Source organism: Paenibacillus sp. 1781tsa1, from assembly GCF_024159265.1.
Classification (GTDB): Bacteria; Bacillota; Bacilli; order Paenibacillales; family Paenibacillaceae; genus Paenibacillus.
Map to the genome: position 1 here is coordinate 1740523 of NZ_JAMYWY010000001.1, position 14497 is coordinate 1755019.

The 14497-nt window shown below is 44.5% G+C and carries 12 protein-coding genes; all 12 read left to right on the forward strand.

Going from position 1 to position 14497, the window contains the following annotated elements; translation table 11 throughout:
* Positions 1-270 precede the first annotated feature (270 nt).
* Positions 271-2151: a DNA helicase RecQ gene (gene recQ, locus NKT06_RS07695; RefSeq protein ID WP_253432128.1), complete on the forward strand. Its 1881-nt coding sequence runs from the start codon at positions 271-273 to the stop codon at positions 2149-2151.
* Between the two features lie 524 nt (positions 2152-2675).
* Positions 2676-4718, forward strand: coding sequence for a B12-binding domain-containing radical SAM protein (locus tag NKT06_RS07700; protein WP_253432131.1), 2043 nt, complete (start codon positions 2676-2678; stop codon positions 4716-4718).
* Between the two features lie 757 nt (positions 4719-5475).
* Positions 5476-5886, forward strand: coding sequence for a tyrosine-type recombinase/integrase (locus NKT06_RS07705; protein ID WP_253432134.1), 411 nt, complete (start codon positions 5476-5478; stop codon positions 5884-5886).
* Entirely contained in the window at positions 5804-6187 is a 384-nt protein-coding gene (locus tag NKT06_RS07710; protein ID WP_253442438.1) for a tyrosine-type recombinase/integrase, read from the forward strand. Before NKT06_RS07705 ends, NKT06_RS07710 begins: the two co-directional genes overlap by 83 nt.
* A 223-nt stretch (positions 6188-6410) precedes the next feature.
* The gene (locus NKT06_RS07715; RefSeq protein ID WP_253432137.1) at positions 6411-6920 is read left to right on the forward strand and encodes a DinB family protein; all 510 of its coding nucleotides are present in this window, start codon (positions 6411-6413) and stop codon (positions 6918-6920) included.
* A 235-nt stretch (positions 6921-7155) separates the two neighbouring features.
* Positions 7156-7698 (forward strand): hypothetical protein, encoded by a 543-nt coding sequence (locus tag NKT06_RS07720; RefSeq protein WP_253432140.1) that lies wholly within the window; start codon positions 7156-7158, stop codon positions 7696-7698.
* A gap of 230 nt (positions 7699-7928) precedes the next feature.
* The gene (locus NKT06_RS07725) at positions 7929-8261 is read left to right on the forward strand and encodes a hypothetical protein (protein ID WP_253432143.1); all 333 of its coding nucleotides are present in this window, start codon (positions 7929-7931) and stop codon (positions 8259-8261) included.
* A gap of 84 nt (positions 8262-8345) precedes the next feature.
* Positions 8346-8846 (forward strand): hypothetical protein, encoded by a 501-nt coding sequence (locus NKT06_RS07730; RefSeq protein ID WP_210107466.1) that lies wholly within the window; start codon positions 8346-8348, stop codon positions 8844-8846.
* 255 nt (positions 8847-9101) lie between these two features.
* Positions 9102-10226: a GntR family transcriptional regulator gene (locus NKT06_RS07735; protein ID WP_253432147.1), complete on the forward strand. Its 1125-nt coding sequence runs from the start codon at positions 9102-9104 to the stop codon at positions 10224-10226.
* A gap of 522 nt (positions 10227-10748) precedes the next feature.
* Positions 10749-12050 (forward strand): ABC transporter substrate-binding protein, encoded by a 1302-nt coding sequence (locus NKT06_RS07740; RefSeq protein ID WP_239304629.1) that lies wholly within the window; start codon positions 10749-10751, stop codon positions 12048-12050.
* 72 nt (positions 12051-12122) lie between these two features.
* On the forward strand, positions 12123-13058 hold the full coding sequence (locus tag NKT06_RS07745; RefSeq protein ID WP_253432150.1) for a carbohydrate ABC transporter permease: 936 nt from the start codon (positions 12123-12125) through the stop codon (positions 13056-13058).
* Between the two features lie 17 nt (positions 13059-13075).
* A complete protein-coding gene (locus tag NKT06_RS07750; RefSeq protein ID WP_253432153.1) occupies positions 13076-13912 on the forward strand; it encodes a carbohydrate ABC transporter permease in 837 nt (278 codons plus the stop codon).
* The last annotated feature ends 585 nt before the right edge of the window (positions 13913-14497 follow it).

Here is a 14497-nt window from a genome sequence, read left to right on the forward strand (position 1 = left end):
TTTTTCAAAATGAATGCAATCGTTTTGTCCAACTAGGGCAGGACGATTGTTTTTATTTTAATGAAGAAGCTTTAAACGTTTTACAGTAAAACGCGGTTGCTCATTCGGGGCTGGGCCGTTAAACTAAAGGGAGCGGCGTTTGCTTGACGGACAAGTCATGAGAACGCCATTTTGTTGTCAAGGATGCGGTATATGAACCGCTTTCGGATGTCAGAATCGGATCGGACCAAGCTGGTGGAAGAACACCGGTGATAAGTAAGGAGTCTTTACATGAGTGTGCAAACACCTACTATTGAAGAAGCGCAGGGTCTCCTGCAAAAATATTATGGCTACCCCGACTTCCGTGAGGGACAGAAAAAAATTGTAGCCAGCCTGCTCGAACGTGAAGATACGCTCGGCATTATGCCAACCGGGGGCGGTAAGTCGATCTGTTATCAGATCCCCGCCCTGTTATATTCGGGACTGACGCTTGTTGTCTCCCCATTGATCTCATTGATGAAGGACCAGGTCGATGCGTTGACGACCGCCGGAATTGCTGCCGCGTATATTAATAGTACACTTAGCGGCAAAGAAGTGAATGATCGCATCCGCGCGGCGCAGCGCGGTGAGCTGAAGTTGCTCTATGTCGCGCCTGAGCGACTGGAGCTGGATTGGTTCCGCGAGGAGATGGGCTATTTGCCAATCTCTTGCGTTGCCGTGGATGAGGCCCACTGTGTATCGCAGTGGGGTCATGATTTTCGGACAAGCTACCTTGCGGTAGCGCCGTTTGTGGACAGTTTGCCGGAGCGGCCGGTGGTTGCGGCCTTTACGGCTACAGCGACGCCCGAGGTCATGGGCGATATTCTGCGGCTGCTGCGTTTGCAGGATCCGCAGACGTATGTGACTGGACTTGGGCGGGATAATCTGGCGTTTAGCGTGCTGCGCGGCGAGAGCAAGAAGGATTTTGTCCTGAATTATGCGCGCGAGCATGCCAGCGAGCCGGGTATAGTGTACGCCGCGACCCGTAAGGACGTGGACGATCTGCATCAGCGTTTGTTGCAGGCGGGATTGCCTGCTGGGCGCTACCATGCTGGAATGACGGATGATGAACGGGCCCATAGCCAGGAAGCTTTTTTGTACGATGATATTCGAGTGATGGTGGCAACGAATGCGTTCGGGATGGGGATTGATAAATCGAACGTGCGTTACGTTATTCATAACAGCATGCCAAAGAACATGGAAGCCTACGTGCAGGAAGCGGGGCGTGCGGGACGGGACGGAGAGCCCAGTCAGTGTATTCTGCTATTCGGGGCACAGGACATTATCACCCAGAAGTTTCTGATTGAGCAGAATCCGATGGAGGGCGACCGCAAACAGAACGATTACCGGAAGCTGCAACAGATGGTGGATTACTGTTACACGACCCGCTGTCTGCGCAGTGCACAGCTGGACTATTTCGGTGAGGTGCATGACGATACACCTTGCGGTATTTGCAGTTCCTGTACGGACGACCGCGAGCTGGTAGACATGACGATTGATGCGCAGAAAATATTCAGCTGCATTCACCGCATGCGTGAACGGTATGGTGTATCGCTGGTCGCTTCGGTGCTCAAAGGCTCCCGTGCCAAAAAGGTACTTGATTATGGCTTCAACTCTCTGCCAACCTACGGTGTAATGGGTAATCGGACAGAGCGCGAGATATCGGAGATCATCAACGTGATGGTATCGGAAGGATATCTGATGCTGTCCGAGGGGCAGTATCCAGTTGTACGTCTGCAACCACTTGCGGTGGAAGTGCTCAAAGGTCAACGTGAAGTGATGCAACGTGTCGTCCGCAAGACAGCGGCGACGGCTTCCGGTACGAATTATGGCGGACGTCGTGGACGCGATGCGATGCCATCTGCGGTTAACGAGACGGTATTCGAACAATTGCGTCTGATCCGGCGTGATTTGGCGGCGAAAGAGCATGTGCCATCCTACATTATCTTCAATGATGCGACCCTGCGTGAGATGAGTGTGGTATGTCCACAGACAGAACGAGACATGCTGGATATCAAAGGGGTGGGTGAGGTCAAGTATCGCAAGTACGGACTGCCGTTTCTGGAGTTTTTCCAAAAGCAATCGGGCGAAGAAGTCGATACAGATGATGATGCATTTTACGAGTTTGAGTAGTATGCAAGGGTATAATCAGATATGAGCAAGTTGGGATGAAGTGTGAATTGTGGTTACATTCGCGCTTTCAGGTCTTTGAGGCTCATGTGCGTAAAGCTTAAATGATTGTAGAGATGCTATATGTCTATCCAGAGGATATCTTCAAACCTGTCGAAAGCCGGAGCGCAATTAAGTTTGAAATGGACTTGGACTATAGTGTGTCTCTGTATTGTGGACAAATTAAGGTGAATTGTCTTTCAAAGGGTGGACATTGGCGATAGGGATATCTGAAAGTAGCATGTACAATATATAGTTTTATTTAGTTGATTGCGCACTGTATGTTGTGTTTTTGGTTTGGCGGGGTGTATATGTCTTTTTGAAAAGAGTGTCCACTCTTTGAAAGACAAAAGTTGGATATGTCCATGAGAGATGGAATGGCTAGTTCAAAAGAGGTTTAGATGAACAGCATCCGGGGCAGGATGGCTGTGCAGGTTTACTTTTACCAAAAAAATATGGTCTGGGTGTCCAGGCAAAGGTTGTGAACCATGAAGGTTATTCTTTCTACATTAAATGCAAAGTACATCCATACCTCCTTGGCCTTGCGGTGTCTGAAGGCGTACAGTGAGAAGGATTTTGATATTGACCTGGCGGAGTATACGATCAAAGACCCTGTGATGAACATAGTGTCTGATCTATACCAGCGCGGGGCGGACGTGATTGGTTTCTCGTGTTACATCTGGAACATCGAAGAGACGATCAAGGTCATTGATAATCTGAAAAAGGTTATGCCTGACGTGAAAATTCTGCTGGGCGGGCCGGAAGTGTCCTACGACACGGAATATTGGATGAACCGGATTCCCAATGTTGATTTCATCGTGATGGGTGAAGGGGAAGAGACGCTACATCAGCTGTTGACGGAGCTGGAGGGAAGCAAGAAGTTCCACTTTGTCTATGGACTGGCGTATCGCAAAGGGGAAGAAGTCATTCTCATGCCAGGACGACCGAAGGCGGACCTGAACGATCTGCCGTCACCGCACCGTTTTGAAGAGGATATTCCGGAGCTTGGGAAGCGGGTTGTTTATTTTGAGACCAGTCGGGGCTGTCCGTTCAGTTGTCAGTTCTGTCTGTCCAGTATTGAGGTCGGCGTGCGGTATTACGATATTGAGCGGACGAAATCGGATATTCTGTACCTGATTGAGAAGGGCGCGAAGCTGATCAAGTTTGTAGACCGGACGTTTAACATCAAGCGGGATTATGCGCTCGAAATGTTCAAATTCCTGATCGAGAATCATCAGGGGACGGTGTTCCAGTTTGAAATCACAGCGGACATTATGCGTCCCGAGGTACTGGATTATCTGGCAGAGAATGCGCCGCCGGGCACATTCCGCTTCGAGATCGGGGTTCAATCCACGAATGATCCGACAAATGAACTGGTGAAACGCCGCCAGAACTTTACCAAGCTGAGCCGGACCGTTAACAAAGTCAAAGCCAGTGGGAAAATCGACCAGCATCTGGATCTCATCGCCGGACTGCCGGAGGAAGATTACAATACGTTCCGCAAGACGTTTAACGATGTATTTGCACTGGGGCCAGAAGAGCTTCAGCTTGGATTCCTCAAAATGCTGCGTGGTACGGGTCTGCGTCTGGATGCAGAGAAGTACAACTATACGTATATGGATCACGCGCCGTATGAGATTTTGGGCAGTGATGTGCTGCCGTTTAGCGATATTGTACGCTTGAAGCGGTTGGAAGATGTGTTGGAAAAATACTGGAACGCACACCGGATGGATCATACGTTGAAATATCTGATGGAGCAGGAGTTCAATTCGCCGTTTGATTTCTTCCAGGCGTTCGGGGATTACTGGGAGGGTCAGGGCTGGCAGAAGATTGGTCACCAACTGGAGGATCTGTTTACTCGTCTGCACAGCTTCCTGGAGTCGCGGAATACGCCGCATATGGATATCGTTCTAGGTTTGATGAAGCTGGATTATTTCCTCGGCCACAAATACAAACCGCGCAAAATCTGGTGGGAAGATCCGCTCCAGAAAGACCAATGGGCGGGTTACATGAAAACGTTGGCTGAACGTCCGGAAGACGTTCGTCTGCCACGTGTTGCCGGTGCCGCTGGCACGGCATGGCTGGAAAGTAGCGGCACGGGTCCGAGTGCCGCTGTGGGAAGTTCGGCTGCTGCCAAGGAAGACTCTGCCGCGGATGCGGCGGGTATGATCGGCAGCGAAGCCGGGGGGGCAGCGTCGCTCCCTGCGGGCGACGCAACAGGGTCTGCCGCGGATGGAGCGGCAGACGGGGAAGACGGCAACGCTTCGCGTGCGTTGCCGATGACCTCGGCCATGACCGCACAGACGGTCATGGGTGCCCGTGCTTTCGCCGACCTTGGTCTCGGCGAAAAAGAACTGCAGAAGCACACCGTACTGGATGTGCTTCCGTTCCGGCTTGAGCGTGTGTTAGCTGGCGCCAGCCCGCTTGCCGCGAAAGGCCGGACGCTGCTGGTCGTTGTGTACCAGCAGCATGAAGGGCAGCAGGCGCAGTATTACACGCTGCCGCTGGGAGAAGAAGCCGCTGCCATGTAGGTGCAGCGGCCTTCTACAAGCTGCATGGCCAATTGGCATCATGCAGAAGGGAGAGGTGCCACGGCTTTGCGGTCGTGGCACTTTATAGGCAGGCATCACGGCTACGCGCGGGTGATGCCTGCAAGTGATGAGCACCGCGTCAATGAACGTGGTGCATCTTCATAAGGTGCTTGCACCCATCGGGCGCAGCACCTCACCCTTACGCGGCTTGCCATTGAATAAGCCGCGCTCTTGCTTTACTTTTACAGCATATATGTTCCAAAAGCATAGGAAGGTCGTCTGATTCCCTAGTGGATGAAGAAGGGCCTTCCTTTTTGTTTTTGCGAATTTGGTTCATCAACATAACCTTTCCAGATGAAGGAGTTTCCTATAAATAAATATGCTACTACTGAAAAGGCGATTACCATAACAAAAGGTTCCGCTGAGTTACTATACCCTCCATATCCCATATAACCCAGCAAATATTGAACGGATCGTCGGATTAGGGCAGAACGTGGGAAGCCAAACAAAAAGTGTGGATCATCCCTTACACCATAGCTGCTCTTCAGGAGTTCATGAATCAGTTTGATCCAGATGACGTTCTGATTACCCCAGAATTGTGGGTGGAAAATGAGCATTTACAGCAATGGAAAGCTAGTAAGGGAAACCATCCATGGAGCAAAGAGCCGTTTACGAGGATACAGCCGCAAAACGATTAAAGCGTATTGTAATCAGGTGGAACGTTTTTCTGAGTAGCTCTCCCCTTAAAGATAATGAGGTGACTACTTCCAAAGTTCAGACGTATTGTTTGGGCTTATTTGAGCGGGGCATTTCCCATTCAAGCGTGAATCAGACCATTAGCGCTATCCGTTTCTATTGCAAGCATGTACTCTATCACCCTACGGAGATCCAGTATATTCGTTCAAAGAAGCAAACTAAGCTGCCGCAAGTATTGTCCGAAAAGGAAGTCATTCAATTGCTTAAATCCGTAACCAACTCTAAACATAAGGCCATTTTGTTTCTAACCTATTCTTCTGGACTTCGTGTAAGTGAAGTTGTTCGTCTACAGTGCAGCGATCTGGATATTGAAAGGCAAGCACTCATCAGTGAGACAGGGGAAGGGGCAAAAGGATCGGAGAACGATTCTATCGAGTCTAGCGTGGGATATGGTGCAAAAATACATCACTGAATATAGGCCAAGTCGTTGGCTCTTTCCAGGGCAAACTTCTGATCGACATCTTACGGAGCGGAGTGTGCAGAAGGTTTTTGAAGAAGCTGGACAAAGAATAGGCATTGTGAGAAAGGTTAGTATTCATGTATTGAGGCACCCTTTCGCTACTCATTTGTTGGAAAACGGAACAGACCTGCGTTATATTCAGGAGTTCCTTGGTCATACGAGTGCACGAACAACTCAGCGATATACGCATGTTAGTACGAAAAATATTCAGCGTATTCAGAGCCCGCTGGATCGTTTGGATCTTGGAGGTTGAATACTCCTATAAATCTACCTTTTCCACCAAATTCTTCTTCGCAAATACCACAGCATCGGTTATCATATACGTAGTTCACATATCAGAGAGGATCTGTGGTATTTACGAAGTACATAAATAAGATGTTATAGGAAATCAGTGAAAAAACAAATATCCGATAATACATAGAGATTGAGTAACTATTAATATTGGTTATCAAGATAACTAGTTGGGAGGCTCGCTCATGGAAATTGCAGATGAAGTAATCGAAAGTATGTTGATTAAGTTTAACTCGGAGAGGAAATGGACTCTCCAAGCGATTGGACAATTGTCAGAGGAAGATTTAACATGGGTGCCTAACTCTGAAAGTAATAGTATTACTAATTTAGTTGCTCATATTCGAGGTTGTGTCCATTCCAGAATAGAAACAATCTTTTATGACATTCCAGACACTAGGGACAGAGACAAGGAGTTTGAACGTGGACTCCAATATTCTAAAGAGCAAGTTTATAACATGATAAAAGAAGCATTTGATATAATCATTCTCTATCTCGAACACCTTAAATCAAACCCTGAATTGTTGTTATCACAACCGTTTATCAATCGTCCACCTCTCACATATAGCCAGGTAAACAATGAGACAACGGTTCTTAATCTAATGATAGCAATGATTAGAGAAATGCATTATCACACCGGACAAATAATATATGCAGCAAAGATTAGAAAGGGACAACTTGTATGGAATTATGACTAATATAAAAATGCCTGAATGTAAAAGTGTTTCGAAGAAGGCACTGACATCCTATAACATAATATTCAAGCTGCGGCTCCTAATGGAGCCTTGGTCTGCTGGATGAACTTCCAAGAGGTATTTCAGCAGACACATCCGACTACGTCGGACGTCGTGAATACAGGAACGTTAGGCGAAACTCTCGGAAAATCATAATTGACAGTACATTTAATTGAGAACATCCAAAGGAGTATTATTTATGAATAGCTTTATTCTTGAAAGATCAAATCAAATGCCAATACATACTGACATGAGAAGAGTATTTAATGCTTTAGATGGATGCCAATTGGAATATAACTGGTTAATAACTAATCTTGAACATTATACAAATGCTATAAGAAGTGCAGCTAATACAAGTCTTCCTGATAATCTAACAATTTATGAAGAATCAACCTCCCCATCTGATAAGCTTGATAAAGATCCAATTTGGATTAGTGGGGAAGAACTAACAAGGATAATATATGGTAACAGTATTCAGTTTGTTTGGGGTGTGTTTTCAGGATTCCGCAAAAATATAGATATCAATATAGAAGAACTTATCATTGAACCATATGCGGATGGAAATCCAAATTTCTGGGTATCAGAACCCAAAATACAACATCCATTAGCGGATATTGAGGTTGTTTGTTGGGATAGCACATTAACATTATTCTTAACTGAAGATGATGGATTAGGTAATAAATTTAAAGAATATTTTAAGGATTTGATTGATCTAAAGACATACAATAAGAGATTTATGTAGAGAACTCGAAGAAGCCAAGAGCAGCATTGCCTAACATCGCATTCAACGCTAAGGGCCGCAAGCGGCCCTTAGTCCGGAAGAGACATTTCGGGGGAGCGGAATCACCAGACACATCCCACCACCCAACCGCATCGCGTCCAGTCACTTCTTCCTTAGGGTGGTGGAACGTCGTGAATGCGGGAATGTTATGTGAAATACCCTAAATGCGATATAAGGAGGATCTGATAGGTATGGGTACTACATATCAATTAATAAACTTATCAAAGAAAGAAGTTATTAATTACTGTCACCTACCGGCTTCAAAACTAAGGGAAATCGTTGGGAATCCAGTCGCTTCCGCGATTACTACCTGGTACTTAATAAATAACGTAGGCGATACTATTACATTTCTTTCAGACCTAGAAGAATCTCCGCAAGACATAGAACACTATAAAGAAGTAACAGATAGAATAATCAATGACTTAATTCAGAGTCAAATTCTAAAAGATGAAGGATTTATGTATGTAGATGAAGATGATCCCAGTATATTTATAAGGGATTTAAAGAATATTTGGATTGACTGAAGACGGGTAATTCGCATTATATTCGCGCTGTGGTCCGTTTGGCCTTGGGCCTGCTAGTAGGTAATTAAAGAATGGGTGATCTAATTGAATAATATTGAGCTTCAAAGCTGGATCGGTACATATAAAATTATGGATAGAACTTTAGAAGGTTTTTGGGTAGCATTCAATAATTACTTGAAAGAATGCCCAGAAGAAGTTAGTTTGTTTTTTGATGAATTGAATCTGGAAGATATTAAGCCTTCAATAGATACAATAGAGTATAAAACTATTTTTCATCCTGATTATCAGATCGTAGACAGTTACTATTCTCAGAGGGTTATATCTACGTTAGACATTTACTACAAAAATAATAGAATAGGTTATTATAGTATGTTTTTTTATACCGATGGCGAATGCTTTGACGATAGCCTAGTTACAGAATGGACAGGCTGGTTTATAACATTGAAACTTGAAGCATTAATTGACCTTCAACAGGAAATTAAAAATGAATTGGTAAAAAACAAGATAAAAAAAGATGAAATCGAAAAAATCTATAACTTAATAGATAAGCAAATTTCTAAAATCAAATCTCAAATCCATAACTAATTGTAGGTGGAGAGTTCGAAGAAGAAGTGGCATCACATCTTCTAACATAAAATTCATTTTGTGGGCATACGCCCTTCGTCGGCTATGCGACATACGTCGGGTCGACACAGTAACGTTAGCAGAAATCAGGGAATCAAGCCTCTAGGAGGCACTCGACCTTCTTCAAGGAACACCACAAACCCACCCAGTAACTTTGCGAATTACTTCTTGTGTAATATACTTAGTATATTAATATTATGATGTCAGGGTGGTTTTGTGGAATTGCATTTATACGAGCAGATATATAGCTATATTGTACAAGAGATTAAAGAAGGTCGTTTAAAAGAAGGTGACCGGGTCTCTTCTGAAAAAGAGTTGGCTGAACAATTTGGCGTCAGTCGTATTACATCTAAAAAGGCTCTGGAGAAATTGGCAGATTCTGGGGTTATTAATCGAATACAAGGAAAAGGTTCATATGTGGCCGATGGTATCATTGGAGGACAAGAACCGAAGCATTATTCAGAGGTAAGAACAACTTTGGTTCCTGAGGACGATAAGCGGGTGATCGGGTTTATTATACCGAATTTTTCTGACGAGTTTGGCCTGGAACTTCTTAGATCGATGGAAAAGCGGAGTGCTGAGCATAATTATCAACTCATTATCAAGCGAACTTGCGGGGATCGGGATGAGGAAAAACGTGCGATCGACTTATTTATTGGTTTAGGCATTAAAGGATTAATCGTGACCCCCATTCATGGTCAACACTATAATTCTGAACTGCTTCGACTTGTATTAGATCGGTTTCCAATTGTTTTGGCCGATAGATATCTAAAAGGAATTCCGGTTTGTTCGGTTTACACAGACAATAAGAAAGCAGCCATGGATCTTACACGTCATCTGATTAGCAAAGGTCATAAAAAAATCGCCTTTTTATCTCCGCCGGAAGAGAACACTTCAACATTGGAGGAAAGGCTGCTCGGATATACGTTTGCCTTCACCCAAGAAGGAATGAATTTGAACAAAGATTATGTATTGACGAACTTGAAGGGCACCCTTCCCAAGAACATAAACGGAACAGCGATTGAAAGTGATAAAGAAACAGTAAAGCATTTTTTGAAACAACACCCTGATGTAAAGGCGTTTGTCGCATCGGAATTTCTAATAGCTACCATGCTGGCTCAAGTCATCCACTCGATGGGGAAATCTCTGGAGGAATACGAGATCGTTTGTTTCGACTCCCTGAACGATCACCTGGGTCAACCCATCTTCACTCATATTAAGCAGGACGAGAAGCAGATGGGTGAATTAGCAGTGGATATGTTAATCTCTCAATTGCATGGAACAGTAGTTCCCGAGCTGAACATTATCAAACATCGTATGATCGTGAAAAATAACGGGTAGGGTTTATACAAGTGCAGCTAAACCAAAGCAATTGTTCAGAGTGTCGAGAAGTCCCGAGGGGCTTATCGGCACTTTTTTTGATATCAAAAATATAAGCTTCGAAGCAGGGAACTTCCTGACCAGATATCGCAAGAAAAACCTCTTTTAGACGCGGCCTGTCTTCTATGAAGCATGTGGATAGGCGCTTTTCTTATGGTAAAGCATGTTTCACATCAGGGAATTGGTTAGGGGACCGGAGATTAACCAACCCTTGAAACGTCGGTCTCTATATCTAAATTATAGCCATACATCATGAATAGTGATGTCGTAATATTGCAATTGACATGTTTTATGATGTCATATTAATATACTTAGTATAACTAGTGGGCTCCTATAACAAATTCACGGTGTTCATCATTTTCTGATTTTTATAGTTCATTTCACCAGATTTGTTAGCGCTTACATAAGGGATGATCAGAAAATGAAGTGGATCTTATAGGAATCCGAGTTAAACGAATTCATTTAACTTAAGGGGGACTTTGAATGAGGAGATCCAAAAAATTCGCATTTCCAATTCTTGTTTGCTTTCTGGTTATGTTACTACTTGTAACGGCTTGTTCAACGAAGGGAGGATCTAGCGATCAGGCCGGAGAGGGGATTACAACGGTTACGATGTGGCATGGTCTCACATCAATTGATTTAGATAATATGAATAAAGTCGTGAAGGCATTTGAAGAGAAAAACCCTACGATCAAAATGAATTTGGTTTATACAGAATCCAACGAGGGTTCCGATCAGAAGCTGCTGACTGCAGTTGCAGGCGGCAATCCTCCTGACGTTGCACTTTTCGACCGTTTTAAGGTCGGTACTTGGGCAGCGCAAGGTTCTCTGACTGACTTATCCTCGATGGCAGCAGAATCCGGAATTCGTAAGGAAATGTATTATCCATTTGCATGGGAGGAGTCCAGTTATCAAGGAAAGCTTTATGCAATGCCGATGGATACGGACTCTCGCCTGCTATTTTACAATAAGGATCATTTCAAGGAAGTAGGGTTGGATCCCAACAAACCACCACAAACGATCGCCGAGCTTGAAGCGGCCGCCGATAAGTTAACCATCAAGGAAGGTAAACGTTTCAAACGGATCGGGTTCATCCCATGGTATTCGCAAGGCTGGCTGTATACTTGGGGATGGGCATTTGGAGGAGAGTTCCAGGATGCTGCCACCGGCAAAATTACCGCAAATGATCCTAAAGTCGTGGAAGCATTACAATGGATGACCGACTTCGGTAAAAAGTACAATGTCGAGGATATTGCCGGATTCACAAGCGCAGCGGGTACGGAGGAAATGGATCCGTTCATTTCCGGTCAAGTTAGCATGAAGATAAGTGGAAACTTTACGGTGAAGGGTATCGAAAAGTTTAAGCCGGATTTAAACTACGGTGTTGCACCCATACCGACCCCAACAGGTACTAATTTTACGACATGGTCGGGAGGCGGGTCCGCTATTATCCCTAAAGGCGCCAAGAACGTCGCTGCTGCTTGGGAATTCCTCGAATTCTTAGGGAAAGAAGAAGGGCAAACGTTATTAAACGCTGATTCTCAAATTTCCGTTATTGATTCGGTAAACGACAAATACGGTTACAAGGACGATCCGATTATGAAGGAATTTATTAATATTTTGCCCAATTCACATAACCGCCCGGTTATTCCTGAAGGACAACTGCTGTGGAATGAGTTAGCTTCCGCTACGGAAAAGGCTACCCGCGGTAACGGTACTCCGAAAGAGAACCTGGATAGAGTAACAGAGACGGTTAATAAGGCTCTAGAAAAATACGACAAATAGAGTGCTCGGTAGGCAGGGAGCGAACTTTCTCTCCTTGCCTATTCATGAATGACACTTGGAAGGAGAATGTACATGGCAAAACTGGCCGATCCAGTTCAGGTAAAAGCAATTCCATCGGCAAGTAAACGAGCACTCCACAGAACTAACGCGATTGGGTGGCTGTTTGCTTCACCTTGGGCTATAGGGCTGCTATGCTTTTATGCAATTCCAATGCTAATGTCCATCTACTTCAGCTTCACTACTTACAGCATTCTGCAGCCTGGTGAATTTGTCGGAATGAATAATTATAAAGAGCTTTTTCATGATCCTCTATTTTGGAAATCCATATACAACACGATTTATTTTACGGTATTTTTTGTTCCATTAAGTATATTTTTCGGTGTGGCACTCGCTATGATGTTGAATATGAAGGTTAAGGGTATGGCTGTATTCAGAACGATCTTTTTCTTACCTACTCTCGTGCCACAAGTGGCTCTGGCTGTTCTGTGGATGTGGCTGTTACATCCAAACTTCGGATTGGTGAACGGGATGTTAGCGAATATCGGTATCGATGGGCCCGCTTGGCTTGGTGGTGAGTCGTGGTCCAAGCCCTCTCTCATTCTGATGTCGCTTTGGGGTATTGGGCAAGCTGTCGTTATCTACCTTGCTGGATTAGGAGACATCCCTGAGGAGTACTATGAAGCGGCGCAAATCGATGGAGCTAACTGGTTTCAGAAAACGAGAAAGGTAACCCTGCCTTTGCTTACGCCCGTTATTTTCTACAACCTTGTCATGGGAATGATTGGTGCATTCCAACAGTTTACTCTTCCCTATACGTTGACCAAAGGGCAAGGAACTCCTGCAAATTCCATGACTTTCTACGTCATGTATTTATATGAGAACGGCTTCAGGTATTTCAAAATGGGTTATGCCTCCGCAATGGCCTGGATCTTATTTATTATCGTTATGGCATTAACTGGAATTATTTTTATTACGTCTAAACGCTGGGTTCATTATCAGGGAAAATAAGGAGGAGGAAGCAAGGGATGAATCCTACCGCTATCAAAAGAATCAATCGTGCGTTAGCCTATGTATGTCTAATTGTTGCTTCTGCATTTTTCATGATTCCGTTCATTTGGCTGCTTTCGACTTCTCTTAAACCACTCACACAAATCTTTACATTCCCACCAGAGTGGATTCCGCGTCCAATTCTGTGGAGTAATTATTCCCGTGCTGTTGAGTATATCCCTTTCTGGACATATCTGAAAAACACGGCGATTATAACTATCGTTAGTACGCTTGGTGTGATCATATCCTGTCCCTTGGTTGCCTATAGTTTTGCCAAGTTAGAGTACCGTGGGAGAGGTTTACTTTTCTTTGTTACCCTTGCTGTTATGATGATCCCCGGACAGGTGACCATGATTCCTCTATTCCTGTTGTTTACTAAATTAGGTTGGGTAGGGACACCTCTTCCACTAATTGTACCCCAATTTTTTGGAGTGCCCATTTACATTTTTCTATTGCGGCAGTTTTTCATGGGACTGCCTGATGCCTTGCGCGAAGCGGGCCGCTTAGACGGCGCTAGTGAGTTCCGCATATATTTACAGATCATGTTTCCACTAGCCAAATCCGCCGTATTAGCCGTGGCATTGTTTCAATTTATGGGGAGCTGGACTGATTTCATGGGCCCCTTGCTTTATTTAACCAATGAACCATCTTACACGGTTTCGCTTGGATTGCAGCAATTTCAGAGTCAAAAGGGATCCGAATGGGGTCTATTAATGGCGGTATCCACCTTGATGACATTACCTATTATTGTTTTGTTCTTTTTTCTTCAAAAGACGTTTATTAGCGGCATTACATTTAGCGGTATAAAAGGTTGAACAATCATTTCTATGAATGAAGCACTAGCGATGCGAAACCCCAGGGAGGTTAGGAGGGACCTGATGTGATGCTGAATTTGGTTAAATGTGAGGTGTGGGGCGTAAGTGGCGCAGGAACATATATCATTTCCGAAAATAATTTAAATCTGGGACTACAATTTTTATGTAGATAACGACGGATAGGTCCGTTAGAAAAAAGTTAATAAGCAAAAAGGCAGCGATGTGTAAAGCAGAAGCTGCCTTTTTACTTACCAAAATAAGGAGATTCAGGAGTTGTTCGGCCTCTTAAGCCTTTAAGAAAACCTGTCGGCGCTGGAGGATTAGCCCTCTCTTCGTCTAATAATATATATGGGAACATTAAGCGAATTCGTATATTTGCTCATACGCAGGAAATGGGGGGGATTCGTTGAAGAAGGAATTCTAAGGGAGTTATAAAGAGTGTAGGCGTATCACGGAAGGCAAAGGCTTCACATACATAATATTCACGCATTGGGCATAACGACCTCGGTCCGGTATAGGAATTTAGGGGAGGTAGTGGCAGTCGGACACATCCGACTACGTCTAAAGTCATGAATACCCCTACGT

Bases quoted from the DNA above. Each gene is read 5' to 3' on its own strand.
- NKT06_RS07700 (WP_253432131.1), top strand. From the start codon at position 2,676: ATGAAGGTTATTCTTTCTACATTAAATGCAAAGTACATCCATACCTCC.
- NKT06_RS07715 (WP_253432137.1), top strand. From the start codon at position 6,411: ATGGAAATTGCAGATGAAGTAATCGAAAGTATGTTGATTAAGTTTAAC.
- NKT06_RS07725 (WP_253432143.1), top strand. From the start codon at position 7,929: ATGGGTACTACATATCAATTAATAAACTTATCAAAGAAAGAAGTTATT.
- NKT06_RS07745 (WP_253432150.1), top strand. From the start codon at position 12,123: ATGGCAAAACTGGCCGATCCAGTTCAGGTAAAAGCAATTCCATCGGCA.
- NKT06_RS07720 (WP_253432140.1), top strand. From the start codon at position 7,156: ATGAATAGCTTTATTCTTGAAAGATCAAATCAAATGCCAATACATACT.
- NKT06_RS07740 (WP_239304629.1), top strand. From the start codon at position 10,749: ATGAGGAGATCCAAAAAATTCGCATTTCCAATTCTTGTTTGCTTTCTG.
- recQ (WP_253432128.1), top strand. From the start codon at position 271: ATGAGTGTGCAAACACCTACTATTGAAGAAGCGCAGGGTCTCCTGCAA.
- NKT06_RS07750 (WP_253432153.1), top strand. From the start codon at position 13,076: ATGAATCCTACCGCTATCAAAAGAATCAATCGTGCGTTAGCCTATGTA.